The organism is Azohydromonas lata NBRC 102462 (assembly GCF_001571085.1).
Taxonomy (GTDB): domain Bacteria; phylum Pseudomonadota; class Gammaproteobacteria; order Burkholderiales; family Burkholderiaceae_C; genus Azohydromonas; species Azohydromonas lata.
In genome coordinates this window covers 57,241-83,154 of sequence record NZ_BCTC01000019.1, presented here as the reverse complement: position 1 = coordinate 83,154, position 25,914 = coordinate 57,241, and the positions used below count along the sequence as shown (strand labels likewise).

At 69.3% G+C, this 25,914-nt stretch carries 22 protein-coding genes and 1 tRNA gene; 21 read left to right on the top strand and 2 right to left on the bottom strand.

All coding sequences use genetic code 11. The annotated features are described in order from the left end of the window. The 17 genes from ALA01S_RS09565 to ALA01S_RS09485 all read left to right on the top strand — a co-directional run. Positions 1-2,359, top strand: a 2,359-nt coding sequence (locus tag ALA01S_RS09565) for a pseudouridine synthase (protein WP_307189673.1), incomplete at its 5' end; no start/stop codon positions are given. Between the two features lie 170 nt (positions 2,360-2,529). Further along, positions 2,530-2,955, top strand: a complete 426-nt coding sequence (gene ndk / locus ALA01S_RS09560; RefSeq protein WP_066335263.1) for a nucleoside-diphosphate kinase — start codon at positions 2,530-2,532, stop codon at positions 2,953-2,955. A 47-nt stretch (positions 2,956-3,002) separates the two neighbouring features. Beyond that, positions 3,003-4,157 (top strand): dual-specificity RNA methyltransferase RlmN, encoded by a 1,155-nt coding sequence (rlmN, locus tag ALA01S_RS09555; protein ID WP_066335260.1) that lies wholly within the window; start codon positions 3,003-3,005, stop codon positions 4,155-4,157. A gap of 40 nt (positions 4,158-4,197) precedes the next feature. Further along, the gene (pilW, locus tag ALA01S_RS09550; RefSeq protein WP_084267389.1) at positions 4,198-4,977 is read left to right on the top strand and encodes a type IV pilus biogenesis/stability protein PilW; all 780 of its coding nucleotides are present in this window, start codon (positions 4,198-4,200) and stop codon (positions 4,975-4,977) included. 40 nt (positions 4,978-5,017) lie between these two features. Further along, complete coding sequence (locus ALA01S_RS09545) at positions 5,018-5,815, top strand: helix-turn-helix domain-containing protein (protein WP_066335255.1); 798 nt, start codon at positions 5,018-5,020, stop codon at positions 5,813-5,815. A gap of 11 nt (positions 5,816-5,826) precedes the next feature. Next, complete coding sequence (gene ispG / locus ALA01S_RS09540) at positions 5,827-7,104, top strand: flavodoxin-dependent (E)-4-hydroxy-3-methylbut-2-enyl-diphosphate synthase (RefSeq protein ID WP_066335252.1); 1,278 nt, start codon at positions 5,827-5,829, stop codon at positions 7,102-7,104. 81 nt (positions 7,105-7,185) lie between these two features. Continuing rightward, entirely contained in the window at positions 7,186-8,514 is a 1,329-nt protein-coding gene (gene hisS / locus ALA01S_RS09535) for a histidine--tRNA ligase (RefSeq protein ID WP_066335250.1), read from the top strand. A 14-nt stretch (positions 8,515-8,528) separates the two neighbouring features. Beyond that, positions 8,529-9,212, top strand: coding sequence for a YfgM family protein (locus ALA01S_RS09530; RefSeq protein WP_066335247.1), 684 nt, complete (start codon positions 8,529-8,531; stop codon positions 9,210-9,212). Next, complete coding sequence (gene bamB / locus ALA01S_RS09525) at positions 9,209-10,327, top strand: outer membrane protein assembly factor BamB (protein ID WP_066335245.1); 1,119 nt, start codon at positions 9,209-9,211, stop codon at positions 10,325-10,327. Before ALA01S_RS09530 ends, bamB begins: the two co-directional genes overlap by 4 nt. A 10-nt stretch (positions 10,328-10,337) precedes the next feature. Beyond that, complete coding sequence (der, locus tag ALA01S_RS09520) at positions 10,338-11,681, top strand: ribosome biogenesis GTPase Der (RefSeq protein ID WP_066335242.1); 1,344 nt, start codon at positions 10,338-10,340, stop codon at positions 11,679-11,681. 91 nt (positions 11,682-11,772) lie between these two features. Then, entirely contained in the window at positions 11,773-12,015 is a 243-nt protein-coding gene (gene hfq / locus ALA01S_RS09515) for an RNA chaperone Hfq (RefSeq protein ID WP_028999187.1), read from the top strand. 55 nt (positions 12,016-12,070) lie between these two features. After that, entirely contained in the window at positions 12,071-13,336 is a 1,266-nt protein-coding gene (gene hflX, locus ALA01S_RS09510) for a GTPase HflX (RefSeq protein ID WP_084267385.1), read from the top strand. A gap of 95 nt (positions 13,337-13,431) precedes the next feature. Continuing rightward, positions 13,432-14,634: an FtsH protease activity modulator HflK gene (gene hflK / locus ALA01S_RS09505; protein WP_066335238.1), complete on the top strand. Its 1,203-nt coding sequence runs from the start codon at positions 13,432-13,434 to the stop codon at positions 14,632-14,634. A gap of 27 nt (positions 14,635-14,661) precedes the next feature. Further along, entirely contained in the window at positions 14,662-15,573 is a 912-nt protein-coding gene (gene hflC / locus ALA01S_RS09500; protein ID WP_066335235.1) for a protease modulator HflC, read from the top strand. 128 nt (positions 15,574-15,701) lie between these two features. Beyond that, positions 15,702-16,859, top strand: a complete 1,158-nt coding sequence (locus ALA01S_RS09495) for an ATP phosphoribosyltransferase regulatory subunit (RefSeq protein ID WP_066335226.1) — start codon at positions 15,702-15,704, stop codon at positions 16,857-16,859. A 43-nt stretch (positions 16,860-16,902) separates the two neighbouring features. Next, positions 16,903-18,237, top strand: a complete 1,335-nt coding sequence (locus ALA01S_RS09490) for an adenylosuccinate synthase (RefSeq protein WP_238455745.1) — start codon at positions 16,903-16,905, stop codon at positions 18,235-18,237. A 19-nt stretch (positions 18,238-18,256) separates the two neighbouring features. Next, positions 18,257-18,778, top strand: a complete 522-nt coding sequence (locus ALA01S_RS09485; RefSeq protein WP_028999182.1) for a phosphoribosyltransferase — start codon at positions 18,257-18,259, stop codon at positions 18,776-18,778. Between the two features lie 205 nt (positions 18,779-18,983). On the opposite strand, the gene ALA01S_RS09480 is transcribed toward ALA01S_RS09485, so the two are convergent. Then, positions 18,984-19,068 (bottom strand) — tRNA-Leu (locus tag ALA01S_RS09480). An 83-nt stretch (positions 19,069-19,151) separates the two neighbouring features. Here ALA01S_RS09480 and rnr point away from each other — a divergent pair. Further along, positions 19,152-21,566 carry a ribonuclease R gene (gene rnr / locus ALA01S_RS09475; protein ID WP_066335222.1) on the top strand — a complete coding sequence of 805 codons (2,415 nt, stop codon included), beginning with the start codon at positions 19,152-19,154 and terminating at the stop codon, positions 21,564-21,566. Between the two features lie 80 nt (positions 21,567-21,646). Here rnr and ALA01S_RS09470 read toward each other — a convergent pair whose 3' ends face one another. After that, positions 21,647-23,143 (bottom strand): NAD(P)H-hydrate dehydratase, encoded by a 1,497-nt coding sequence (locus ALA01S_RS09470; RefSeq protein ID WP_066335217.1) that lies wholly within the window; start codon positions 23,141-23,143, stop codon positions 21,647-21,649. 224 nt (positions 23,144-23,367) lie between these two features. Here ALA01S_RS09470 and rpsB point away from each other — a divergent pair, with 224 nt between their 5' ends. The 3 genes from rpsB (at position 23,368) to pyrH (ending at position 25,910) form a co-directional block, all read left to right on the top strand. Next, entirely contained in the window at positions 23,368-24,114 is a 747-nt protein-coding gene (gene rpsB / locus ALA01S_RS09465; protein ID WP_066335215.1) for a 30S ribosomal protein S2, read from the top strand. A 78-nt stretch (positions 24,115-24,192) separates the two neighbouring features. Next, positions 24,193-25,089 carry a translation elongation factor Ts gene (tsf, locus tag ALA01S_RS09460; RefSeq protein WP_066335211.1) on the top strand — a complete coding sequence of 299 codons (897 nt, stop codon included), beginning with the start codon at positions 24,193-24,195 and terminating at the stop codon, positions 25,087-25,089. Between the two features lie 110 nt (positions 25,090-25,199). Next, positions 25,200-25,910 carry a UMP kinase gene (pyrH, locus tag ALA01S_RS09455; RefSeq protein ID WP_066335208.1) on the top strand — a complete coding sequence of 237 codons (711 nt, stop codon included), beginning with the start codon at positions 25,200-25,202 and terminating at the stop codon, positions 25,908-25,910. Positions 25,911-25,914 lie beyond the last annotated feature (4 nt).

The following is a 25,914-nucleotide window of genomic DNA, read 5'->3' as shown; positions in this document are numbered from 1 at the left end:
GCCGGTGGCCGCCGAGGCGCCCGTGCAGGCGCAGGCGCCTGCCGCCGAGCCCGCGGCCGAAGCCGCGCCGGCCGACGCGCCCAAGCCGCGCCGCACGCGCGCGCCCCGCAAGAAGGCCGCCGAGCCGGCGGCAGACGTTGCCGAACCCGCGGCTGCGGTGGCGGAGCTGCCCGTGGTGGCGGCCGAGGTGTCGGCGGCCACGCTGGAGGTGGTGGCTCCGGCGGTGGCGGCTGCCGCGCCCGCCGAAGCTGCGCCGGCCGAAGGTGGCGAGGCCACCGCGCCGGCCGCTGCCGAAGGCGAGGGCGAAAGCGAGGCGGCTGCGCGTCCGCGCCGCCGCCGCACGCGCCGCGACAAGCCGGCTGCGGAGGCTGCTGCCGAAGCGTCTGCCGAGGTTGTGCAGGAGAGTGCCGCTGCCGACGTGGCGCCGCAGGCGGCTGAAGCCGCTGCAGCCGAGCCTGCCGTGGCTGTGGCCGACGAGGGCGCCGTGGCGGCTGAGCCGGACGAACAGGTGAAAGAGCCGCGCCGCGAGGGCCGCAACCGCCGCAAGCGCAACGAGCGCCGCAATGCCGAGCAGGCTGCCGCCGCTGCGCCGGCCGAGGGTGGCGACGCCGAAGGCGCCGCGCCCCAGGCGCCGGCCGCCGAGGCCGCACCCGTGGCCCTGCCCGTGCCGGACACGCAGGAGCTGTTCGCGCAGGTGCTCTCCGGCGCCTTCGACGTGGAGCCCGCCGAGGAGGAAGAGGCCGACGCCGGCCCGCAAAAGCGCGTGCTGGCCGCCGAGCCGGATGCGCCCAAGCTGCACAAGGTGCTGGCGCAGGCCGGCGTGGGCTCGCGCCGCGACATGGAGCAGCTCATCGTCGAGGGCCGCATCACCGTCAACGGCGAGCCGGCGCACACCGGGCAGCGCATCTCCTGGGGCGACCGCATCCAGGTGAACGGCAAACCCATCCGCGTGCGCATCGCGCCGCCGCCGGCACGCGTGATCGCCTACCACAAGCCCGTGGGCGAAGTGGTCACGCACGACGACCCGCAACAGCGCCCCACCGTGTTCCGCCGCCTGCCCAGGCTGCAGCAGGGCAAGTGGCAGTCGGTGGGCCGGCTGGACATCAACACCGAAGGCCTGCTGCTGTTCACCAACTCCGGCGAGCTGGCCAACCAGCTCATGCACCCCCGCTTTGGCGTGGAGCGCGAGTACGCCGTGCGCGTGCTGGGCACGCTGGAGCCGGAAGCGCGCGCCAAGCTGCTCGACGGCGTGGAGATCGAGGGCCAGCCGGCCTGCTTCAAGTCCATCGAGGACGGCGGCGGCGAGGGCGTGAACCACTGGTACCGCGTCGTCATCACCGAGGGCCGCAACCGCGAGGTGCGCAAGCTCTTCGACACCGTGGGCCTGGCCGTGAGCCGGCTCATCCGCATCCGCTACGGCACCGTGGTGCTGCCGCGCGGCTTGAAGCGCGGCACCTGGGTGGACCTGTCCGAGGACGACGTGCGCATCATCCGCCGCCTGGCCCAGGGCCCCGGCAGCGAGCAGCGCCGCGCCGAGGGCGGCGAGCGTGGCGGGGACCGCAACAACGACCGCAACAACGACCGCAACAACGACCGCAACCGCCGCGGCAAGCGCCGTGGCGACAAGCGCGATGGCGCGCCGCTGCCGCAGGAGGGCCGCGCGCCGCGCCGCGAGGGCGACCAGCCGCAGCAGCCGCAGGAAGGGCGTGGTCCGCGCCGCGAGGGCGAGCAGCAGCGCGCCGACCGTGGTGGCGAGCGGGGCGGTGAGCGCAATGACCGCAACCGCCGCGGCAAGCGCGGGCGCGGCGGCGAGGGCGGCCCGCGCGAGGGCGGGCCGCGCGAAGGTGGCGCACGCGAGGGCGGCGCCATTCCCAACCCGCTGCAGCAGACCTACGACAAGCGCGCCATCCAGAGCGAGCGCGCCCGCAGCCGCAGCGCGGACTGGGAAGACGACGACAACCGTCCCATCCCCAACCCGCTGCAGCAGACCTACGACAAGCGCGCGCTGCAGGCCGAGCGCCAGCGCCGCGAGCGCAGCGAGGACGGTCCGATTCCCAACCCGCTGCAACAGACCTACGACAAGCGCTTCGTCCAGAAGGGCCCGGGCGGTGGTGGCGGTGGTGGCGGCTTCGGCCGCAACCGCGGTCCCGGCGGTGGTGGCGGCTTTGGCGGCGGCCCGGGCAACGGCCCGCGCGGCGGCGGCAAGGGCGGCAACCGGGGCGGCAAGGGCGGTGGCGGCGGCGGCGGCGAGCGCCAGCCCGACCCGATGCAGACCTCGGTGGGCTACATCGGCGCCGATGCCTTCTTGCGCGGCAAGGGCCGTGGCGGTGGCGGCCGCGGCGGCCGTGGCGGGCGCTGAGCCCGTCCGCCGTCCCTGACTTCCATCGGCCCGGCTGCCCAGCGCGCCGGCCCGGTGCCTTTGGCACCGGCCTGGCGTGTGCCGGCGCCGACATCCCTGTGTCACGGGCGCCCAAGGGCGCGCCGGTACAATTACGGGCTTTGCCCGCTTCACTTCAAGGAGAAATTCAAATGGCCATCGAACGCACCCTGTCCATCATCAAGCCCGACGCCGTGGCGAAGAACGTGATCGGCCAGATCTACGCCCGCTTCGAAGGCGCCGGCCTGAAGATCGTCGCCTCCAAGATGGCTCACCTGTCGCGCCGCGAGGCCGAGCAGTTCTACGCCGTGCACGCCGCGCGCCCGTTCTTCAAGGACCTGGTGGACTTCATGGTCTCCGGCCCCGTGATGATCCAGGTGCTCGAAGGCGAAGGCGCCATCGCCAAGAACCGTGAGCTCATGGGCGCCACCGACCCCAAGAAGGCCGAGAAGGGCACCATCCGCGCCGACTTCGCCGACAGCATCGACGCCAACGCCGTGCACGGCTCCGACGCTCCCGAAACCGCTGCCGTGGAAGTGGCCTTCTTCTTCCCCGGCATGCAGGTCTTCGGCCGCTGATCCAGGCTGGATACCCCGCGCTTAACGCCTCTACAGGCCCCGCAGCCATGAGCCTCGTCAACCTGCTGGATTTCGACCTCGAAGGCCTCACCGCCTTCTGCGAGGGCCTGGACGAAAAGCGTTTCAGGGCCGTGCAGCTCTTTCGCTGGATTCACCAGAAGGGAGCTGCCGACTTTGAGCAGATGAGCGACCTCGCCAAGTCGCTGCGCGCCAAGCTCGCCACCCGCGCCGAAGTCCGGCCGCTGGCCGTGATCAGCGAGCAGGCCTCCAGCGACGGCACGGTGAAGTGGCTGTTCGACGTGGGCGGCGGCAATGCGGTGGAAACCGTGTTCATCCCCGAGGAGGACCGCGGCACGCTGTGCGTCTCTTCCCAGGCCGGCTGCGCCGTGGGCTGCCGCTTCTGCTCCACCGGCCATCAAGGCTTCAGCCGCAACCTGAGCACGGGCGAGATCCTGGCCCAGCTCTGGTATGCCGAGCACCATCTGCGCGAACGCCTGAAGCTGGCGCCCACGGAGCGCGCCATCGACAACGTCGTGATGATGGGCATGGGCGAGCCGCTGCAGAACTACGCGGCGCTGGTGCCCGCGCTGCGCACCATGCTGGACGACCACGGCTACGGCCTGTCGCGCCGCCGCGTGACGGTGAGCACCTCCGGCGTCGTGCCCATGATCGAGCGGCTGCGCGAGGATTGTCCGGTGGCGCTGGCCGTGTCGCTGCACGCGCCCAACGACCCGTTGCGCGACGAGCTGGTGCCGCTCAACCGCAAGTACCCGATCGCCGAGCTGCTGGACGCCTGCCACCAGTACCTCAGCGCCGCGCCGCGGGACTTCGTCACCTTCGAATACTGCATGCTCGACGGCGTCAACGACACCGACGAGCACGCCCGCCAGCTCATAGAGCTGGCGCGCCGCAGCCCGCGCAGCGAGGGCTCGCGCGGCATCAGCTGCAAGTTCAACCTTATTCCCTTCAACCCCTTCCCGGCTTCGGGGCTCAAGCGCTCGCCGCGCGAGCGGGTGATGGCGTTTGCGCGCGTGCTGGCCGATGCCGGCATCGTCACCACGGTGCGCAAGACGCGCGGTGACGACATCGACGCCGCCTGCGGCCAGCTCGCCGGCGAGGTGCAGGACCGCACGCGCGCGGCCGAGCGCATGACGCGCGCGCCCATCCGCATCCACGCCGCCGCCCCGACCGCGCGCTCCTGAGGCCGCGCGGTCGCCTTTCGACGACGCAGTGCCCGCCGCCATGTCCGCCGCCTTTCCGCGCCTGCTGCTCACCGGCCTGCTGGCCGGCGCCGTGCTGCTGGCCGGCTGCGCCGCGACGGCGCCGCAGGGGCAGCAGACGGAAGCGGCCCAGCGCCGCGCCCAGGCTCGGCTGGAGCTGGCCTCGGCCTACCTGGAAAACGGCCAGGCGCGCACGGCGCTGGAAGAGGTGGACAAGGCGCTGGCGGCTGACGCCCAATCCGCCCCGGCCCACGACCTGCGCGGCCTGGCGCTGGCCAGCCTGGGGCGCGCGGGCGAGGCGCAGGCCAGCTTCGAGCGCGCGCTGCAGCTGGACGCGCGCGACGCCGGCGCCATGCACAACTTCGGCTGGTTCCTCTGCCAGCAGCAGCGCTGGGACGAGGCCCAGGCCTGGCTAGAGCGCGCCCTGGCGCAGCCCGGCTACGAGGGCGGCGCGCGCAGCCTGCTGGCCTTGGGCGTGTGCCAAGCGCGCGCGCAGCGCTGGGCCGCGGCCGAGCGCAGCCTGACGCTGGCCCTGGAGCGCGACCCGGCGCAGGCCGTCGCGGCGCTGAACCTGGCCGAGGTGCTGCTGCGCCAGGGCCAAGCCGAGCGGGCGCGGCTGCAGCTGCAGCGCGTGAGCATCACCAGCGCGCAAGCCGATGCAGCCACGCTGTGGCTGGCCACGCGCATAGAACACCGGCTGGGCCGCCACGCTGCCGTGGAGGCTCTTGGGCGCGAGTTGCGCCAACGCTTTCCGCAAGCGCCGCAGACGCTTGCCCTGGACCAAGGACGTTTTGATGACTGAGCCGAGCGCAACGACCCCGCGCGGTGACTCCCCCGGAACCATGCTGCGCAACGCGCGCCAGCAGCAAGGGCTGGAGCTGGATGCCCTGGCCGCCGCGATCAAGGTGCGGGCCGACAAGCTCGCCGCGCTGGAAGCCGACCACTACGAGCAGTTGCCCGATATGGCGTTCACGCGCGCGCTGGCCAAGACGCTGTGCCGCACGCTCAAGATCGACGCCGCGCCGGTGCTCGCCGGCCTGCCCGCCAGCCTGGACGGCTCGCGGCTGGAGCAGGTGGCCACGGGCTTGAACACGCCTTTCCGCGACCGGCCGGGCCGCCGCGAGGCGCGCGACCTGGGGCCGCTCAAGCGGCCGGTGCTGTGGGTCGTGGCGCTGCTGCTGGTGGGAGCGGCGGCCATCGTCCTGCTGCCGGCGAGCTGGCTCAAGTTGGGCAGTTTCGACTCAGGCAGCGGCGGCAGCGCCGAGGTGGCGACGTCGGCGGCGGCGCCCGCGGCGTCCGGGACGGCCTCGGCCGTGGTGGAGACGGTGTTCGCCTCGCCCACGGCGCCGGCCGCGGCCGACGCTGCGGCGTCAGGCACCGCACCGGCGGCGGCCGCCGAGTCGGCCGGTTTGCTGGTGCTGCGCGCCACGGGCGAAAGCTGGGTGGAGGTGCGCGACGGCACCAATCAACTGCTGCTGTCGCGCGCGCTGCACGCGGGCGAGACGGTCAACCTCGACGGCACGCTGCCGCTGCGCGCCACCATTGGCAATGCCTCGGCCACCTCGGTGAGCTTCCGCGGGCAGGTGCTGGATACGCGGTCACAGACGCGTGACAACGTGGCGCGTCTCGAACTCAAGTGAGTCTCCCAGCCATGCAAACGCCTTTTGAACCCATCAACGTGGCCCAACCCGCCGCCCGCCGCTCGCTGCAGGCGCGCGTGGCGTGGGGCGGCCAGGTGCTGACGCTGGGCGGCGACGCGCCGGTGCGCGTGCAGTCCATGACCAACACCGACACGGTGGACGTGATCGGCACGGCCATACAGGTCAAGGAGCTGGCCTTGGCCGGCTCGGAGCTGGTGCGCATCACGGTGAACACGCCGGAAGCGGCGCAGGCCGTGCCGCACATCCGCGAGCAGTTGGACCGCATGGGCATCAGCGTGCCGCTGGTGGGCGACTTCCACTACAACGGCCACCGCCTCCTGAGCGAGTTCCCGGACATGGCCGCGGCCCTGTCCAAGTACCGCATCAACCCGGGCAACGTGGGCAAGGGCGACAAGCGCGACCGCCAGTTCGCCCAAATGATCGAAGCGGCCCTCAGGCACGACCGCCCGGTGCGCATCGGCGTCAACTGGGGCAGCCTGGACCAGGAGCTGCTGGCCGCGCTCATGGACGAGAACGCGCAGCGCAGCAAACCGTGGGATGGCAAGCAGGTGATGTACCAGGCGCTGGTGCAGTCGGCGCTGTCCTCGGCGGCCTTTGCCGTGGAGGTGGGCATGGACCCGGCGCAGGTCATCCTGAGCTGCAAGGTCTCCGGCGTTCAGGACCTGGTGAGCGTGTATCGGGCCCTGGCCGCGCGCTGCAGCCACCCGCTGCACCTGGGCCTGACCGAGGCCGGCATGGGCACCAAGGGCACGGTGGCCTCGGCCGCGGCGCTGTCGCTGCTGCTGCAGGAAGGCATTGGCGACACCATACGCGTGAGCCTCACGCCGCAGCCCGGCGAGCCGCGCACGCAGGAAGTGGTGGTGGCGCTGGAGATCCTGCAGGCACTGGGCCTGCGCGCCTTCAACCCCAGCGTCACGGCCTGTCCGGGTTGCGGACGCACCACCAGCACCACGTTCCAGGAGCTGGCCAAGCAGATCGACGACTTCCTGCGCGCGCAGATGCCCGTGTGGAAGGCCCAGTACCCCGGCGTGGAAAACCTCAAGGTGGCGGTGATGGGATGCATCGTCAACGGCCCCGGCGAGAGCAAGCACGCCGACATCGGCATCAGCCTGCCCGGCACCGGCGAGGCGCCGGCGGCGCCGGTGTTCATCGACGGCGAGAAGGCGCTGACGCTGCGCGGCGAGGGCATCGCCGCGGACTTCCAGAAAATCGTCCAGGACTACATCGAGAAGCGCTTCGGCGCGGTGGCCGCGACCGCCGCTGCCTGAGGCTGCTTGAACTCCTGCGCCGCAGCCCGTGTGGGCCGCGGCGCCACCTCAGCCGCTGTCAACGCAGCGGCACGATCCGACATGGCTGAACAACCGAAGAACAAAGTCGAGCCGCTGCGCGCGGTCAAGGGCATGAACGACATCCTGCCGCCCACTTCCGCGCACTGGGAGTGGCTGGAGGACAAGCTGCGTTCGCTCATGCGCCGCTACGGCTACCTCAACGCGCGCACGCCCATCGTCGAGCCCACGGCGCTGTTCGTGCGCGGGTTGGGCGAGGTCACCGACATCGTGGAGAAGGAGATGTACTCCTTCGAGGACTCGATGAACGGCGACCGGCTGACGCTGCGCCCGGAGAACACCGCCGGCATGGTGCGCGCCGTCAATGAGCACGCGCTGCTGCACGACGGCGGCAAGCGCCTCTTCTACATCGGCCCCATGTTCCGCCACGAGCGGCCGCAAAAGGGGCGCTACCGCCAGTTCCACCAGGCCGGCGCCGAGGCGCTGGGCTACGCCGGGCCGGACGTGGACGCGGAGCTCATCCTCATGTGCCGCGCGCTGTGGCGCGAGCTGGGCCTGGAGGAAGGGCGCGACGTCACGCTGGAGCTCAACAGCCTGGGCCAGCCGGAGGAGCGCAACGCGCACCGCGCGGCGCTGATCGCGCACTTCGAGGCCCATGCCGAGCTGCTGGATGAAGATGCCAAGCGCCGCCTGCACAGCAACCCGCTGCGCATTCTCGACACCAAGAACCCGGCGATGCAGCCGGTGGTGGAGGCGGCTCCCAAGCTCATCGACTACCTGGGTGCCGAGTCGCGCGCGCACTTCGACGGGGTGTGCGCCATCCTGGACGCCGCGGGCCTGGCCTACCGCGTCAACCCGCGCCTGGTGCGCGGCATGGACTACTACAACCTGACCGTCTTCGAGTGGGTGACCACGCGGCTGGGCTCGCAGGGCACGGTGTGCGGCGGCGGGCGCTACGACCCGCTGATCGCGCAACTCGGCGGCAAGCCGGCACCGGCCGTGGGTTGGGCGCTGGGCATGGAGCGGCTGCTGCTGCTGCTGGAAGAGGTGGGCGTGCTGCCGCCGCCGCCGCCGCCGCGCGTGTATGCGGTCATTCCGTCGGCCGCGGCGCTGCCCAAGGCTTTCGTGGCGCTGGAGGCGCTGCGCGCCGCCGGTGTGGCGGCCCTGATGCACCCGGGGCAGGGCAGCATGAAGTCGCAGTTCAAGCGCGCGGATGCGTCCGGCGCGCAGTGGGCGCTGATCTTCGGCGACGAGGAAGTCTCCCGCGGCGAGGTGGCGCTCAAGGCGCTGCGCGCGCTGCCTGACGGCTCGCAGCTGCCCCAGCGCAGCCTGGCGCTGGCGGACGTGGCGGCCTGGGGGCCGCACCTGCTGCACGATAATCCCGCGTTTTGACAGCCCCAAGCTTCATGGCCACCTCACTCGACCTGCAGGAACAGGAACAGATCGACCAGCTCAAGGCGTTCTGGAAGCAGTACGGCAACCTCATCACCTGGATCCTGATCGCGGTGCTGGGCGCATATGCGGCCTGGAACGGCTGGAACTGGTGGCAGCGCGAGCAGGGCTTCAAGGCCGGCGCGCTGTACGGCGAGGTCGAGCGCGCGGCGCAGGCCGGCGAGGCCGACAAGGTCGCGCAGGCTTTCAATGACCTGCGCGAGCGCCACGGCGGCACGACCTACGCCGCCCAGGGCGCGCTGCTGGCAGCCAAGGTGCAGGCCGAGAAGGGCCAGGCCGACGCGGCCCGCGCCACGCTCACCTGGGCCGCGGACAAGGCCGACGGCGACGCCTACCGCGACATCGCCCGGCTGCGCCTGGCGGCGGTGCTGATGGACCAGAAGCAGTACGACGAGGCGATCAAGGCGCTGGACGGCGTCAAGGGCGACGAGTTCAAGCCGCTGGCAGCCGACCGCCGCGGCGACGTGCTGCAACTGCAGGGCAAGCCGGCCGAGGCCAAGGCGGCCTACCAGACGGCTTGGGCCGGGCTGGACGCCGCGGTGGAGTACCGCCAGGTGGTGGACGCCAAGCTCACGGCGCTGGGCGCCGCGCCCGCGCCGGCCGCCTCGGCTTCCGCCGCCAGCGGGGTGGCGCAATGAGCCGCCGCCTGCTGATGGGCGCCGCGCTGGCCGCGGCGGTGCTGGCCGCGGGCTGCGCGTCGAGCAGCCGGCCCAAGCCCGCGCCGCTGGAAAGCTTCAACGCGCAACTGGCGGCCAAGCCGCTGTGGAACACCAGCGTCGGCTCGCTCGACTTCGCGCTCACGCCGGCCGTGCGCGGCAACACGCTGGTGCTGGCGGGCAACGCGGGCCAGGTGCTGGCGCTGCAGGCCGACAACGGGCGCGAGCTCTGGCGCCTGAATGCCGGCACGCCGCTGTCGGCCGGCGTGGGCAGCGACGGGCGCTTCGCCAGCGTCGTGACCCGCGACAACGAGCTGCTGACCTTCGAAGGCGGCAAGCTGCTGTGGCGCCAGCGCCTGAACACGCGCGTCGTCACGGCGCCGCTGGTGGCGGGCGAGCGGGTGTTCGTTTTGGGCGTGGACCGTGGCGTGCAGGCCTTTGACGCCATCGACGGGCAGCAGTTGTGGAAGCTGCAGCGCCCCGGCGAGCCGCTGACGCTGCTGCAGCCCGGCGTGCTGTCGCCCTTCAAGGACACGCTGCTCGTGGGCCAGGGCCCGCGCCTGGCGGGCGTGGATCCGCTCAAGGGTACGCTGCGCTGGGAAGTGGCCATTGCCGTGCCGCGCGGCACCAACGAGGTCGAGCGCCTGGCGGACCTGGTTGGGCCCGTGCAGCGCGCGGGCGACGTGGTGTGCGCGCGCGCCTTCCAGTCGGCCGTGGGCTGCGTGGACGCGCAGCGCGCCGCGCTGCTGTGGGCCAAGAGCGTCGGCGGCGTCTCGGCCGTGGGCGGCGACGCGCGGCAGGTGTTCGGCGCTGACGCCAGCGACCGCATCAGCGCCTGGAACGCCAAGAGCGGCGAGCTGGCCTGGACCAGCGACAAGTTGTTGAACCGCGACCTGAGTGGCGCGCTGGTGCTGGAGCGGGCCGTCGTGTTCGGCGACGCGCAGGGCTACGTGCACTTCCTGTCGCGCGACTCGGGGCAGACGCTGCAGCGCCTGTCCACCGATGGTTCGGCTGTGGTGGGATCGCCGCTTCGCGTCGGCGACGCAGTGGTTGTGCTTACGCGTAAGGGAGGCGTCTACGCCTTCCGACCTGAATGAGGAAACGTTGATGAAACCCGTGGTGGCCCTGGTGGGCCGACCCAACGTCGGCAAGTCGACGCTGTTCAATCGCATTACCAAGAGCCGCGACGCGATCGTGGCGGACTTCGCCGGGCTCACGCGCGACCGCCACTATGGCGACGCGCGGCTGGGTTCGCGCGAGTTCATCGTCATCGACACCGGCGGCTTCGAGCCGGAGAAGCCCTCCGGCGTGGTGGCCGAGATGGCCAAGCAAACCAAGCAGGCGGTGGCCGAGGCCGACGCCGTGGTCTTCGTGGTGGACCTGCGCAACGGCGTGTCCGGGCAGGACCACGACATCGCCCGCTACCTGCGCCAGTGCAACAAGCGCGTGTTCCTGGCGGTGAACAAGGCCGAGGGCATGTCGGAGTCGCCGCTGCTGGCCGAATTCCACGAACTGGGCATGGGCGAGCCGCATCCCATTTCGTCGGCGCACGGGCAGGGCATCCGCAGCCTGCTGGACGCGGTGCTGGAGAGCTTCGACTTCGGCGACGAGGACGAAGAGCTCAGCGAGGAGGACGTGGCCAACCGGCCCATCCGCCTGGCCGTGGCCGGGCGGCCCAACGTGGGCAAGAGCACGCTGATCAACACCTGGCTGGGCGAGGAGCGGCTGGTCGCCTTCGACATGCCGGGCACGACGCGCGACGCCATCAGCGTGCCCTTCGAGCGCCTGGGCCAGAAGTTCGAGCTGATCGATACGGCTGGCCTGCGCCGCAAGGGCAAGGTGTTCGAGGCGATAGAGAAGTTCTCGGTCGTCAAGACGCTGCAGGCCATTGCCGACGCCAACGTGGTGTTGCTGCTGGTGGACGCCATGCAGGGCGTGAGCGAGCAGGACGCGCACATCGCCGGCTACGTGCTGGACTCCGGCCGCGCGGTGGTTATCGCCATCAACAAGTGGGACGCCGTGGACGCCTACCAGCGCGAGATGGTGGAGCGCTCCATCTCGCAGCGGCTGGCCTTCCTGAAGTTCGCGCCCATCCTGCACATCTCCGCGCTCAAGCGGCAGGGCCTGGGCCCGCTGTGGAAGGCCGTTGCCGATGCCCATGCCTCGGCCACGCGCAAGATGCCCACGCCCGTGCTCACGCGGCTGCTGCTCGAAGCGGTCGAGCACCAGGCGCCCAAGCGCGCCGGGCACTTCCGGCCCAAGCTGCGTTACGCGCACCAGGGCGGCATGAATCCGCCGGTGGTGGTGGTGCACGGCAACTCGCTGGAGCACGTCACCGACAGCTACAAGCGCTATCTGGAAGGCCGCATACGCGAGCATTTCAAGCTGGTGGGCACGCCGCTGCGCGTGGAGATGAAGTCTTCGCACAACCCGTTTGTCGACAAGGAGTGAGCAGGCGCTTCTCTGCATCAACCGTGCCGGGCAGGGCCACGCTCCCCTGTGTTAACGTGCAAACTTTCTGGACTTTCATCACGGAGAACACGTGAGCAACAAAGGGCAACTCCTACAAGACCCGTTCCTGAACCTGCTGCGTAAAGAGCACGTGCCGGTGTCGATCTACCTCGTCAACGGCATCAAGCTGCAGGGCCACATCGAGTCCTTCGACCAATATGTGGTGCTGCTGCGTAACACCGTGACGCAGATGGTCTACAAGCACGCGATTTCTACCGTCGTGCCAGGGCGTGCAGTGAACTTCCACGCCCAGGAACAGAACGAAGCTTCCTGACCCGTCGTCATTCCGACGGCGGCCCTTCAAAGCTGCGTTCACCATTACTAACACCTTGAGTTCCGACAACACCGCCGCCGCGCAAGCTGCCTTGCAGCCGGCGCGGGCGGTTCTGGTCGGGGTCGATCTCGGCCCCGCCTCCTCATTCGATCCCACGCTCGACGAACTTGCCCTGCTGGCCGAATCGGCCGGTGACGAGGTCGTTGCGCGCGTGATTGCCCGCCGCAAGGCTCCCGACGCCGCACTTTTTGTAGGCTCGGGCAAGGCCGACGAGATCAAGCTGCTGGTGGACATGCACCAAGCCCAGGGCGTGATCTTCGACCAGGCGCTCAGCCCCGCACAGCAACGCAACCTGGAACGCCACATCGGCGTGCCGGTGGCCGACCGCACGGCGCTGATCCTGGAAATCTTTGGCCAGCGCGCACAAAGCCACGAGGGCAAGCTGCAGGTGGAGCTTGCCCGGCTGCAATACCTCTCCACGCGGCTGGTGAGGCGCTGGAGCCACCTGGAGCGCCAGCGCGGCGGCATTGGCACCCGCGGCGGCCCGGGTGAAGCCCAGATCGAGCTGGACCGCCGCATGATCGGCGAGCGCATCAAGGCGCTCAAGGTTCGGCTGGACAAGGTCAAGCGCCAGCGCGGCACGCAGCGCCGCGCGCGGGCACGCAGCGGCACCTTCCGCGTGTCGCTGGTGGGCTACACCAACGCGGGCAAATCCACGCTGTTCAACGCGCTGGTCAAGGCGCGGGCTTACGCGGCCAACCAGCTCTTCGCGACGCTGGACACCACCACGCGCTCGCTGTTCCTGGAGCAGGCCGGGCGTGCGGTGTCGCTCTCCGACACCGTGGGCTTCATCCGCGACCTGCCGCACAAGCTGGTCGAGGCCTTCGAAGCCACGCTGCAGGAGGCCGCCGACGCCGACTTGCTGCTGCATGTCGTCGATGCCTCCAGCCCCGTGCTGCAGGAGCAGATGGAAGAAGTGGACCGCGTGCTGGCCGAAATCGGCGCTTCGGACATTCCTCAGGTGTTGGTCTACAACAAGGTCGATGCGCTGCCGCCCTCGCAGCAGCCGCGTCAGGTCGTTGACGCATTGGAGCGCACGCCCGGCGTGCGCACGCCGCGTGTATTCGTCAGCGCGTTGCAGGGGCAGGGACTGGATGCCCTGCGTGACCTGATCGCGCAGGCGGCCACCGGCGCCGATGCAGCGGCCGACCAGACGATGCAGGACGACGGCGGTGACCCCGATGCCGCGGCCGACCTGCTTTCGCCGTCCGAGCCCCAGGCCCGCGACGACGATCACCCTCCTCGATCGATGCAAGCATGAGCATCCACCCTGACACTTCCTTGCCGTCGTCGCCGCTGCGAGCCGTGGCCGGTGCCGCACAGGCCTTGCTGCGACGCCTGGCGCGGCCTCTTTTGATGAGCAACGGCCGCAATGACGGACCGCCTGACCTCGACGAGCTCTGGCGCGACTTCAACCGCAAGCTCTCCAACCTGTTCGGCGGCAAATCGGGAAGGCCAGGCCCGGGCAACGGCGGCGGCAACGACGGCGGGCCGTCGTTCCAGCCCGACATGAAGAGCGCGGGCATCGGTGCCGGCCTGATTGCCGGCGTGGTGCTGCTGATCTGGCTGGGCAGCGGCGTTTTCATCGTCCAGGAAGGCCACCAGGCCGTGGTGACCTCCTTCGGCCGCTACGCCTACACCTCCGACGCCGGTATTCAATGGCGCTTTCCGTATCCCTTCCAGGCGCACGAGACGGTGCCCGTGACGCAGCTGCGCTCGGTGGAAGTAGGCCGCAACACCGTGGTGCAGGCCACGGGGCTGCGTGACTCATCCATGCTCACGCAGGACGAGAACATCGTCGATATCCGCTTTACCGTGCAGTACCGGCTCAAGGATGCGCGCGCCTACCTGTTCGAGAACCGCAACGCCGACGAGGCCGTGGTGCAGGCCGCGGAGTCGGCGGTGCGCGAGATCGTGGGCCGCAGCAAGGTGGACTCCGTGCTGTACGAGCAGCGCGACGCGGTGGCGCAGGATCTGGTGAAGTCCATCCAGAGCCAGCTCGACCGGCTCAACGCCGGCATCGTGGTGGCCAACGTCAACATGGGCAGCGTCCAGGTGCCTGAGCAGGTGCAGGCCGCGTTCAACGACGCCGTCAAGGCCGGCGCCGACCGCGACCGCTTCAAGAACGAAGGCCAGGCCTACGCCAGCGACGTCATTCCCAAGGCCCAGGGCACGGCCGCGCGGCTGCGCCAGGAAGCAGAGGGTTATCGTTCCCGCGTGGTGGCACAGGCTGAAGGCGATGCGCAGCGCTTCCGCTCGGTGCTCACCGAGTACCAGAAGGCGCCGGGCGTGACGCGTGACCGCCTCTACATCGACACCATGCAGCAGGTGCTCAACAACGTCAGCAAGGTGCTGGTGGACAGCCGCAGCGGCTCCAACCTGCTGTACCTGCCGCTGGACAAGCTGATGCAGCAGGCCAGCGCTCCGACGGCCGTGACGCCGCCGCCCGGCTCCAATGTGCCTTTACCCGATGCCAGCAGCGCCAGCACGGCAGCCGGCAACGTGGCCGACGTGCGCTCTCGCGACAACGCCCGCGGCCGCGAGCGTGAAAGCCGCTGATCGCGGCAGGAATGAGACAACAACACAATGAACCGCATCGGACTCATCGTGGCCAGCGCGCTTATCGCGCTGATGCTGGCAGCCTCGACCCTGTTCATCGTCGATCAACGCCAGTTGGCGGTGGTGTACGCGCTGGGTGAAATCAAGGAAGTCATCACCACGCCGGGGCTCAAGGTCAAGCTGCCGCCGCCGTTCCAGAACGTGGTGTTCCTCGACCGGCGCATCCAGACGCTGGACAGCCCGGAAAGCCGCCCCATCTTCACCGCCGAGAAGAAGAGCTTGGTGATCGATTGGCTGGTGAAGTGGCGCATCGCCGAGCCGCGCCAGTTCATCCGCAACAACGGCACCGACATCCGCAACCTGGAGAACCGGCTCGCGCCCGTGGTGCAGGCGGCCTTCAACGAGGAAGTGACCAAGCGCAGCGTCAGCGGCGTGCTGGCCACCGAGCGCGAGCGCGTGATGCAGGACGTGCGCTCGCGGCTGACGGACGATGCCAAGGCCTTCGGCATCGAGATCGTGGACGTGCGCGTCAAGCGCGTGGATTTCGTGGCCGACATCACGGATGCGGTCTATCGCCGCATGGAATCCGAGCGCAAGCAGGTGGCCAACGAGTTGCGTTCCACGGGCGCGGCCGAGGCCGAGCGCATCCGCGCCGATGCCGACCGCCAGCGCGAGGTGATCGTGGCCGAGGCCTACCGTGATGCCCAGAAGATCAAGGGCGAAGGCGATGGCCAGGCGTCGGCGCTGTACGCTGACGCCTTTGGCCGCGACCCGCAGTTCGCCCAGTTCTATCGGAGCCTGGAGGCCTACCGCGCCAGCTTCCGTCAGAAAAGCGACGTGATGGTGCTGGATCCCTCCAGCGACTTCTTCCGGGCCTTGCGAGGTTCCGGTGGAGGCGGTGGCGCCGCGGCGCCCGCGGCAGCGCCTTCGCGCCGTTGAAGACGCCTCCATGACTTCGCCGCCGGCCTTCGCGCCGGCGGTTGCGTTTTTGCGCTGGAACCGGGGCATACCCGGCCGCGGTTGCGGGGCTGAGTACAATCCCGTTTTTAATCCCCGCCTGTTTTTCCATGTCCTCTGCCTGGCTGCTGCCTGAGCACATCGCCGATGTGCTGCCTTCCGAGGCGCGGCGTATCGAGGAGCTGCGTCGGGGTCTGCTGGACATGGCGCGCAGCTACGGCTTCGAGCTGGTGATGCCACCGCTGCTGGAGCACCTGGAGTCGCTGCTCTCGGGCACCGGCCATGCGCTGGACCTGCAGACCTTCAAGCTCATCGATCAGCTCAGCGGTCGCACGCTGGGCGTGCGCGCCGACACCACGCCGCAGGTGGCGCGCATCGATGCGCACCTGCTCAATCGCGCTGGCGTGACCCGCCTTTGCTACTGCGGTCCGGTGCTGCACACGCGTCCCGCGAGTCCGCGCGCCACGCGCGAGCCGCTGCAGTTCGGTGCCGAGATCTATGGCCACGCCGGCCTGGAAGCCGACCTGGAGATCGTGGAGCTGGCGCTGGACGGCCTGCGTGCCGCCGGCGTCGAAGCGCCTGTGCTGGACTTGGGCGACGCACGCATCGTGCGCGCCCTGCTGCAGGACGTGGAGCGTTCGCGCCAGGATGAGCTCGCCGCCGCGCTGGCCCGCAAGGACGCCGCCGCGCTGCATGCGCTCACCGACGGTCTGCCCGCCGCTACCGCACGCGCGCTGCGCGCGCTGGCCCAGCTCTACGGCGGTGCCGAAGTGCTTGAAACGGCGCGCACGCTGCTGCCTGACGTGCCCGCCATACGCGCCGCGCTGGACGACCTCGCCTGGTTGTCCACGCACGTGCAGCGCACGCATGAACAGGTGCGCTTGGGTTTTGATTTGGGCGATACCGGCGCGCATGCCTACTACAGCGGTTCGCGCTTTGCCATCTATGGCAACGGCGCCAGTGACGCGCTTGCGCGTGGCGGCCGCTACGACGAGGTGGGCGCGGTGTTCGGCCGCAACCGTCCCGCCGTGGGTTTCAGCCTGGACCTCAAGGCCCTGGCTGAACGCACCGCGCCGGCACCCGCACGCTCAGCCGTGCGTGCGCCCTGGGGCGAGGCGCAGGCGTTGCGCGAGGCCGTGCGCGGCCTGCGCCGCCAGGGTGAAACCGTGCTGTGTGTGCTGCCGGGGCACGAGCACGAAGGGCAGGAGTTCGACTGCGACCGCGAGCTGGTCGAGGTCAATGGTCAATGGGTGTTGCGCGCCCTCTAAGGGTCAGCGTACTCACCGTTCAACGCAAGTCAAGATGGCACAAGTGAATCCTTCCGCCGTGCGCGGGCGCAACGTGGTCGTGGTCGGCACCCAGTGGGGCGACGAAGGCAAGGGCAAGGTCGTGGACTGGCTCACCGATCACGCCCAGGGCGTGGTGCGCTTCCAGGGCGGCCACAACGCCGGCCACACGCTGGTGATCAAGGGCGTCAAGACGGCGCTGCAGCTCATCCCGTCGGGCATCATGCGCGACGGCGTGGCCTGCTACATCGGCAATGGCGTGGTGGTCGATCCGGCGCACCTGCTGTCGGAAATCGAGCGGCTGGAAAAGGCGGGGCTGGACGTGCGCTCGCGCCTGTTCATCAGCGAGTCCTGCCCGCTGATCCTGCCTTTCCACGTGGAAGTGGACCGCGCCCGCGAGGCGCTGCGCGAAAGCAGCGGCAGCGGCAAGATCGGCACCACCGGCAAGGGCATCGGCCCGGCCTATGAAGACAAGGTGGCCCGCCGCGCGCTGCGCGTGCAGGACCTGAAGCATCCGCAGCGCTTCGAGAAAAAGCTGCGCGATCTGTTGACGCTGCACAACGAGGCGCTGGCGGGTCACCTCAAGGGCCAGCCGCTGGAGTTCCAGCCCATTTTCGACCAGGCCATGAAGCTGGCCGAGGTGCTCAAGCCCATGATGGCCGACGTGGGCTACCGCGTGCATGCCGCCAACGGCGCGGGCGCCAACATCCTGTTCGAGGGCGCGCAGGGCACGCTGCTGGACATCGATCACGGCACCTATCCCTTCGTGACCTCCAGCAACTGCGTGGCCGGCAATGCCGCTGCGGGTGCCGGCGTGGGTCCGGACCAACTGCACTACATCCTGGGCATCACCAAGGCCTACACCACGCGCGTGGGCTCGGGTCCGTTCCCGACGGAGCTGTCCATCGACGACGAGGGCAGTGTGGGCCACCACCTCTCCACCGTGGGCCAGGAGCGCGGTACCGTTACCGGCCGCGCCCGCCGCTGCGGCTGGCTGGATGCCGCGGCGCTCAAGCGCTCGGTCATCATCAACGGCATCTCCGGCCTTTGCATCACCAAGCTCGACGTGCTCGACGGCCTCGAAGAGATCAAGGTGTGCACGGGCTACGAGCTGCACGGCCAGCGTGTGGACATTCTGCCCTTGGATGCCGACGACATTGCCGACTGCGTGCCCGTGTACGACAGCTTCCCCGGCTGGACCGAATCCACCTTCGGCGTGACCGAATGGGACAAGCTGCCCGAGAACGCCCGCGCTTACCTGCAGCGCGTGCAAGCGCTCATCGGCGCGCCCATCGACATGGTCTCCACCGGCCCGGACCGTGAGCACACCATCGTGCTGCGCCACCCCTACCAGCGCTGAACAGCCAGCAAGGACCACCATGCTCACTGACGACGGCAAGCATCTCTACGTTTCCTGGGACGAATACCACCTGCTCACCGAGCGCCTGGCGCTGAAGGTGGCGGCTTCCGGTTGGGAATTCGACCAGATCCTGTGCCTGGCCCGTGGCGGCCTGCGCCCGGGCGACGTGCTCTCGCGCGTGTTCGACAAGCCCCTGGCCATCATGTCCACGAGTTCCTACCGTGACGAAGGCGGCACGCTGCAGGGCCGCCTGGACATGGCCAAGTACATCACCATGCCCAAGGGTGAGCTCGCCGGCCGCGTACTGCTTGTGGACGATCTGGCGGACTCCGGCGTCACGCTGCAGGCGGTGGTGGAGCGGCTGCGCGGCATCCCGGCCATCAAGGAACTGCGCTCGGCCGTGATCTGGACCAAGGGCGTGTCCTGCTACACGCCGGACTACTACGTCGAGCTGCTGCCCACGAGCCCGTGGATCCACCAGCCCTTCGAGGAATACGACAACCTGCGCCCCGACGGCCTGGCCCGCAAGTTCGCGGTTTGACGCCTACGGCAACGCTCATTGGTAAAACGGCCTGCAATTGCAGGCCGTTTTTTCATGTTGGGTGGCAAGAAGCAATGACTGTGTTGGTTGCCGGTGAGGCACGCCAATTGCCCTGGTTGCGCTGGCAACTGCAGAAAACACAAGTGCCGGCAACGAAAAGTCCAACAAAAAAGGCCGGCGCATTGCGCCGGCCTTTATGATGATTTGGTGCCCAGGAGAGGACTCGAACCTCCACGGAGTTACCCGCTAGTACCTGAAACTAGTGCGTCTACCAATTCCGCCACCTGGGCTTTGTTTCCGTCGTTTCGAAAACAGCAGAGATTCTATCATCAAAACAAAACAGAACGCAAATCCGGGCCTCGGCGCGGCGCTCATGAGCGAAGTCGAGGGTGTAGTGCAAGGCCATCGCGATGGCCACGGCTTCTTGTTGCGCCAGGGAGAAGGCGACGTCTATCTCTCGCCGCAGGAGATGCGCTCGGTGCTGCATCGCGACCGCGTGCGCGTGCGCATCGTGCGCTACGACCGCAAGGGCCGGCCGGAAGGCCGGGTACTGGAGATACTGGAGCGCAGGCGCACGCCCATCATCGGCCGCCTTCTGCATGAGAACGGGGTCTGGCTGGTGGCGCCTGAGGACAAGCGCTACGGGCAGGACATCCTCATTCCCAAGAACGCCACGGGCAGCGCCACGGCGGGGCAGGTGGTGGCCATAGAGCTCACCGAGGAACCTTCGATGTACTCGCAGCCGGTGGGCCGCGTCACCGAGGTGCTCGGCGAGATCGACGATCCGGGCATGGAGATCGAGATCGCGGTGCGCAAGTACGAGGTGCCGCACCGCTTCTCGCCTGAGACGCTGGCGCAGGCGGCGGCCTTGCCGGAGAAGCTCAGGCCTGCGGATCGTCGCCACCGCATCGACCTCACCGACGTGCCGCTGGTCACCATAGACGGCGAGGATGCGCGCGACTTCGACGATGCCGTCTACTGCGAGCCGCATGCTGCGGGACGCGGCAAGAGCGCCTTCAAAGGCTGGCGCTTGATCGTGGCCATTGCCGACGTGAGCCACTACGTCAAGCCCGGCGAGGCGCTGGACGAGGATGCTTACGAGCGGGCGACGTCCGTCTACTTCCCGCGCCGGGTCATTCCCATGCTGCCGGAGAAGCTCTCCAACGGGCTGTGCTCGCTCAACCCGCTGCAGGAACGGCTGTCCATGGTGTGCGACATGCTCGTGCGCGAGGACGGCGAGCTGCATGCCTACCAGTTCTTTCCCGCGGTGATCTGTTCGCATGCGCGGCTGACCTATACCGAGGTTGCTGCCATCCTGAGCAACACGCGCGGTCCTGAAGCCGGGCGCCGCGCGGACCTGGTGCCGCACCTGCTTCACCTGCACGAGGTGTACCGCGCGCTGCTTAAGCGCCGCGGCAGCCGTGGCGCAGTGGACTTCGATACCACCGAGACGCAGATCGTGTGCGATGCCAATGGCCGCATCGAGAAAATCGTGCCGCGCGTGCGCACCGAGGCGCACCGGCTGATCGAGGAGGCCATGCTGGCGGCCAACGTCTGCGCCGCCGACTTCATCGGCCACCACAAACATCCGGCGCTGTACCGCGTGCACGAAGGGCCCACGCCTGAAAAGCGCGTGACGCTGCAGAACTACCTGCGCGCGCTGGGGTTGGGTTTGAGCGTCAGCGACGAGCCCACGCCCGGCGAGTTCGCCGCGATTGCCGCGGCGACCAAGGACCGCCCGGATGCGCAGCAGATCCACACCATGCTGCTGCGCTCCATGCAGCAGGCCATCTACACGGCCACCAACTCCGGCCACTTCGGCCTGGCCTACGAGGCCTATACCCACTTCACCAGCCCCATACGCCGCTACCCCGACCTGCTGGTGCATCGCGTCATCAAGGCGCTGCTGGCGGGCAAGCGCTACCGCATCGCCAGCGGCGCGCTGGAGGAGGCTCCCAAGGCCCGTGCGGCCGGCAAGCAGGCCAAGGGACATTCGCAGGAAATGGAGATGTGGGAAGGCGCCGGTGCGCACTGCAGCGCTAACGAGCGCCGTGCCGACGAGGCCTCCCGCGACGTCGAAGCCTGGCTCAAGTGCCGCTACATGCGCGACCGCTTGGGCGAGGAGTTCAGCGGCACGGTGACTGCCGTCACCAGCTTCGGCTTGTTCGTCACGCTGGACGCGCTCTACGTCGAAGGTTTGGTGCACATCACTGAGTTGGGCGGCGAGTACTTCCGCTATGACGAGGCGCGCCAGGAACTGCGCGGCGAGCGCACCGGCGTGCGCTATGTCGTGGGCTCACGGGTGCGGGTGCAGGTCAGCCGCGTGGACCTGGACGGCCGCCGCATTGATTTCCGTCTTGTGCACGAAGGCGCCGAGGCTCGCGTGACCGGTCGGCGAGGCGTGCAGGGTAAGGCGGTGGAGGGTGAGACGCGTGGCGGACGCGGACGCCGCAACCGCAAGGGCGGCGAGACGCCGCGTTCTGCGGCGCAGGATGTCGCCGGTGCCGAGTTGGCGGACATGCCTTCCGCGGATACGCCGCCGCTGGACCGCCCGCATGCCACGACGCCTATGGGGCAAGGCTTTGGTGCCGATGGCGATGAGCCCGGTGCCGATCAGCCGCTTTCCGCTGTCGAACAGTTGGAAGCGCTCAAGGAGGAAAGCCGCGCCCACAAGGCCGCCGCGCGCACGGCGCGCAAGAGCGGGGCACGCAAGAGTGCGGCCCGCAAGACGGCCGCCGCCAAATCGGCTGCCAAGTCCGCCGCCCGCAAGAGCAAGGCGCGGAGTTGATGAATGCCCGGCGGCGCGGTGCGTCGCCGGCGTTCGCCGTCTTGGCTGGACGTTGATGCCGAGAACCTGCCTGGCGGGCTTCACGCCAGGCGTTGCATGGCACCAATCAAATCCAGTGCCAGCAGCGGGCCGTGCTGCGCATGGGCGTCGGCGGCCGCGCCGTGAAGCTGCACGGTGGCTGCCACCAGCGCCTGCAGCGATGTGCCGCCGCCGGCATGCGTGCTCCATTGCCCGGTGATCCAGCCCGCCAGCACGTCCCCCGTGCCCGGGCTCGCCAGCGCCGCGTTGCCCGTGGCGTTGACGTAAGGCAGCGCACCAGGAGCAGCCACCACGGAGCCCGACCCTTTGAGGACGACCACGGCCTTCAAATCGTCAGCGAGCCGTTGGGCGGCAGACAAGCGGTCGGCCTGTACCTGCGCCGCGGTGCAGTCCAGCAGGCGGGCGGCTTCCAAGGGGTGTGGCGTCAGTACCGTGGCCTGGCCGCGGCCGTCGCGCTCGCGCAGGGCCGTGGCCAGTGACCCGTCCGCAGCCAGGGCATTGAGGCCGTCGGCGTCGATCACCAGCCGCGCAGCCTGCTCCAGCAGCGGCGGCAAGGTGGCGGCTGCGGCCTTGCCGCCGCCGCAACCGCACAGCACGGTCGCGGTACCCAGGCGTTCGGCACCGGCATTCCAGAGCGCGTCGCGCTGCATCAGCTCCGGCCGGGTCGGGTCCAGCGGCATGGAGCCTTCCAGCAGGCTGAGGTAGACGCGGCCGGCGCCCGCGGACAGTGCCGCGCGCGCCGCCAGCAGCGCCGCGCCGTGCATGCCCAGCGCACCGGCGACGATGAAGGCATCGCCGTAACTGCCCTTGTGCTGCGCATGGCCGCGCGGCGTGCGCATGGCCATGTGCAGGGCGCGGCCGGCCAGCCAGGCCTGGGGCGGCTCGTCGTCCTGCACGTCCAGGGGTGCGAGCCAGATGCGGCCGCAGTGGGCGCGCCCGGCGCCGGTGAACAGGCCCGCCTTGAGGTTGAGCATGGTCAGCGTGTCCGTGGCCTGGGCCACGGCGGCGCCGGCCGTGGCGCCGGTGCCGGCGTCCAGCCCTGACGGCACGTCCACCGCCAGCCGCGTGCCCTCAATGGCGTTGAAGCCGTGCACGGCCTGCGCCATGGCACCTTCGATGGGGCGGGCGCTGCCTATGCCCAGCAGTCCGTCCAGCGCGAGTGCGCAGCCGTGCGGCGCGGCCGGGTCGTTGAGCAGGATGTTCGCGCCGGCATCGCAGGCTCGCTGCAGCGACTGCGCCGCCGCGGGCACGATGGCTTGCTCGTCGCGCGCAAACACGCTGGCCGTCACGCAGCGGCCGCTGCGTGCCAGGTGGAAAGCGGCTTCCAGCGCGTCGGCGCCGTTGTGTCCCGGGCCGGCCAGCACCCAGCAGTGGCGCGCGTGCGGCGCCAGTGCCAGAGCCAGTCGCGCCGTGGACAGGCCCGCGCGCGCCACCAGCGTGCCCGGCGGTACGGCGGCCAGCGCGCGCTGCTCCAGGCGCCGCGTGGCGCTCAGGTCGTGCAAAGGGAAATCGTGGTCCGGGACGGTGATGGCTTGCATGGCGCGGCGCAGGCTAGCCCAAGCGGTGCAGGGGGGCAACGGTCGGCGAGCGCTGTGCGCAGGTGCTACAATCTTCGGGTTTTTCCCCAGCCGGCCATGGTGGCCGGTTGCGTGGCGGAAAACGACTCGCGATGCCGGCGATCCAAGGTGCTCCTCAGGGGTGTTTGATGCCCCCGTGCAGGGGTTCGCGCCGGCTTCAAGACCCAACCTTTTGGAGAACTTCCATGTCCGTCAGCATGCGTGAAATGCTGGAAGCCGGTGTGCATTTCGGCCACCAGACCCGCTTCTGGAACCCCAAGATGGCTCCGTACATCTACGGCCATCGCAACAAGATTCACATCATCAACCTCGAAAAGACGCAGCCGCTGTTCGAGGAAGCGATGAAGTTCGTGCGCAACCTGTCGTCCAAGCGCGGCACCGTCCTGATGGTCGGCACCAAGCGCCAGGCTCGCGACATCGTCGCCCTGGAAGCCCAGCGCTGCGGCATGCCCTTTGTTGACCAGCGTTGGCTGGGCGGCATGCTGACCAACTTCAAGACGGTCAAGGGCTCGCTGAAGAAGCTCAAGGACATGCAGGCTCAAGTCGAAGCCGGCACGCAGCCTTCGATCAAGAAGGAAGCCCTGATGTTCCAGCGCGAGATCGCCAAGCTGGAAAAGGACATCGGCGGCATCGGTGATCTGGCCGCGCTGCCTGACGCCCTGTTCGTGATCGACGTGGGCTACCACAAGATCGCCGTGGCCGAAGCCAAGAAGCTGGGCATTCCGGTGGTGGGCGTGGTGGACACCAACCACTCGCCGGACGGCATCGACTACGTGATCCCGGGCAACGACGACTCGGCCAAGGCCGTGGCGCTGTACGCCCGCGCCGTGGCTGACGCGGTGCTGGAAGGCAAGGCCAACGCCACCAACGAGCTGGTGCAGGCCGTGTCCAGCGGCGGCGACGAATTCGTCGAGGTCCAGGCCGAGGCCTGATCGATCACGCGCCGGATGCGACCGGCCTGACGAAGGGGGCTGCTTTCAGCCCCCTTTTCACAATCACTGGAGATTCATATGCCCGCAATTACCGCAAGCATGGTCGCCGCGCTGCGTGCCAAGACCGACGCGCCGATGATGGAGTGCAAGAAGGCGCTGACCGAAGCTGACGGCGACATGGACCGCGCTGAAGAGATCCTGCGCGTCAAGCTCGGCAACAAGGCCGGCAAGGCCGCCTCGCGCGTGACCGCCGAAGGCGTCGTGGCCGCTGCCGTCAACGGCAACGTCGGCGCGCTGGTCGAAGTCAACTGCGAAACCGACTTCGTCACCAAGAACGATTCCTTCCTGGCCCTGGCCAAGAGCATTGCCGGCCTGATCGCCGAGCACAACCCGGCCGACGTGGAAGCCATCGGCGCGCTGCCGCTGGACCAGGACGGCTTCGGCCCCACCGTGGAAGACGTGCGCAAGGGCCTGATCGGCAAGATCGGCGAGAACATGTCCATCCGCCGCTTCAAGCGCTACGCGGACGGCGGCAAGCTGGCCTCGTACCTGCACGGCACGCGCATCGGCGTGATCGTGGAATTCGAAGGCGACGAAGTGGCGGCCAAGGACGTGGCCATGCACGTGGCGGCCATGAAGCCCGCAGCCCTCTCCGGTGCCGAAGTGGCGCCTGAGCTGGTCGAGAAGGAGCGCAAGATCGCCGCCGAGAAGGCTGCCGAGAGCGGCAAGCCCGCCGAGATCGTGACCAAGATGGTCGAAGGCTCGGTGCAGAAGTTCCTCAAGGAAGTCTCGCTGCTGGACCAGGTTTTCGTGAAGGCCGCCGACGGCAAGCAGACCGTGGGCGCGATGCTCAAGGAAAAGCAGACCACGGTGAAGGGCTTCACGCTGTACGTGGTGGGCGAGGGCATCGAGAAGAAGGTCGACGACTTCGCCGCCGAAGTGGCCGCGCAGGTCGCTGCCGCCAAGGGCCAGTAAGTCGGCCCACTGCGCCTGCCGCGCGTTGTGACGGCAGGCCCCCGGGCCGCCCAATGGGCGGCCCTTAGACTTGCATACCTTCGTCTTACTTCCTCAGGGAGAACCGCCGCATGCCGGCTTACAAGCGCATCCTGCTGAAACTTTCCGGCGAAGCCCTGATGGGCGACGACGCCTACGGCATCAACCGCGCCACCATCGTGCGCATGGTGCGCGAGATCCAGGAGGTGACGCAGCTGGGCTGCGAGGTGGCGGTGGTCATCGGCGGAGGCAACATCTTCCGCGGCGTGGCCGGCGGCTCCGTGGGCATGGACCGTGCCACGGCCGACTACATGGGCATGCTCGCCACGGTGATGAACTCGCTGGCCCTGGCCGACACGATGCGCCAGGAGGGCATGACCGCGCGCGTCATGTCGGCCATCAACATCGAGCAGGTGGTCGAGCCCTACGTGCGGCCCAAGGCGCTGCAGTACCTGGAAGAGGGCAAGGTGGTGGTGTTTGCCGCCGGCACGGGCAACCCCTTCTTCACCACCGACACGGCCGCGGCGCTGCGCGGTGCCGAGATCGGCGCCGAGATGATGCTCAAGGCCACCAAGGTGGACGGCGTCTACACGGCCGACCCCAAGAAGGACCCCAACGCCACGCGCTATACGCGCATCAGCTTCGACGAGGCCATCGCCCGCAACCTGCAGGTGCTCGATGCCACCGCCTTCGCGCTGTGCCGCGATCAGAAGCTGCCGATCAAGGTGTTCTCCATCTTCAAGCCCGGCGCGCTCAAGCGCGTGGTCATGGGCGAAGACGAGGGCACGCTGGTGCATGTGTAAGAGG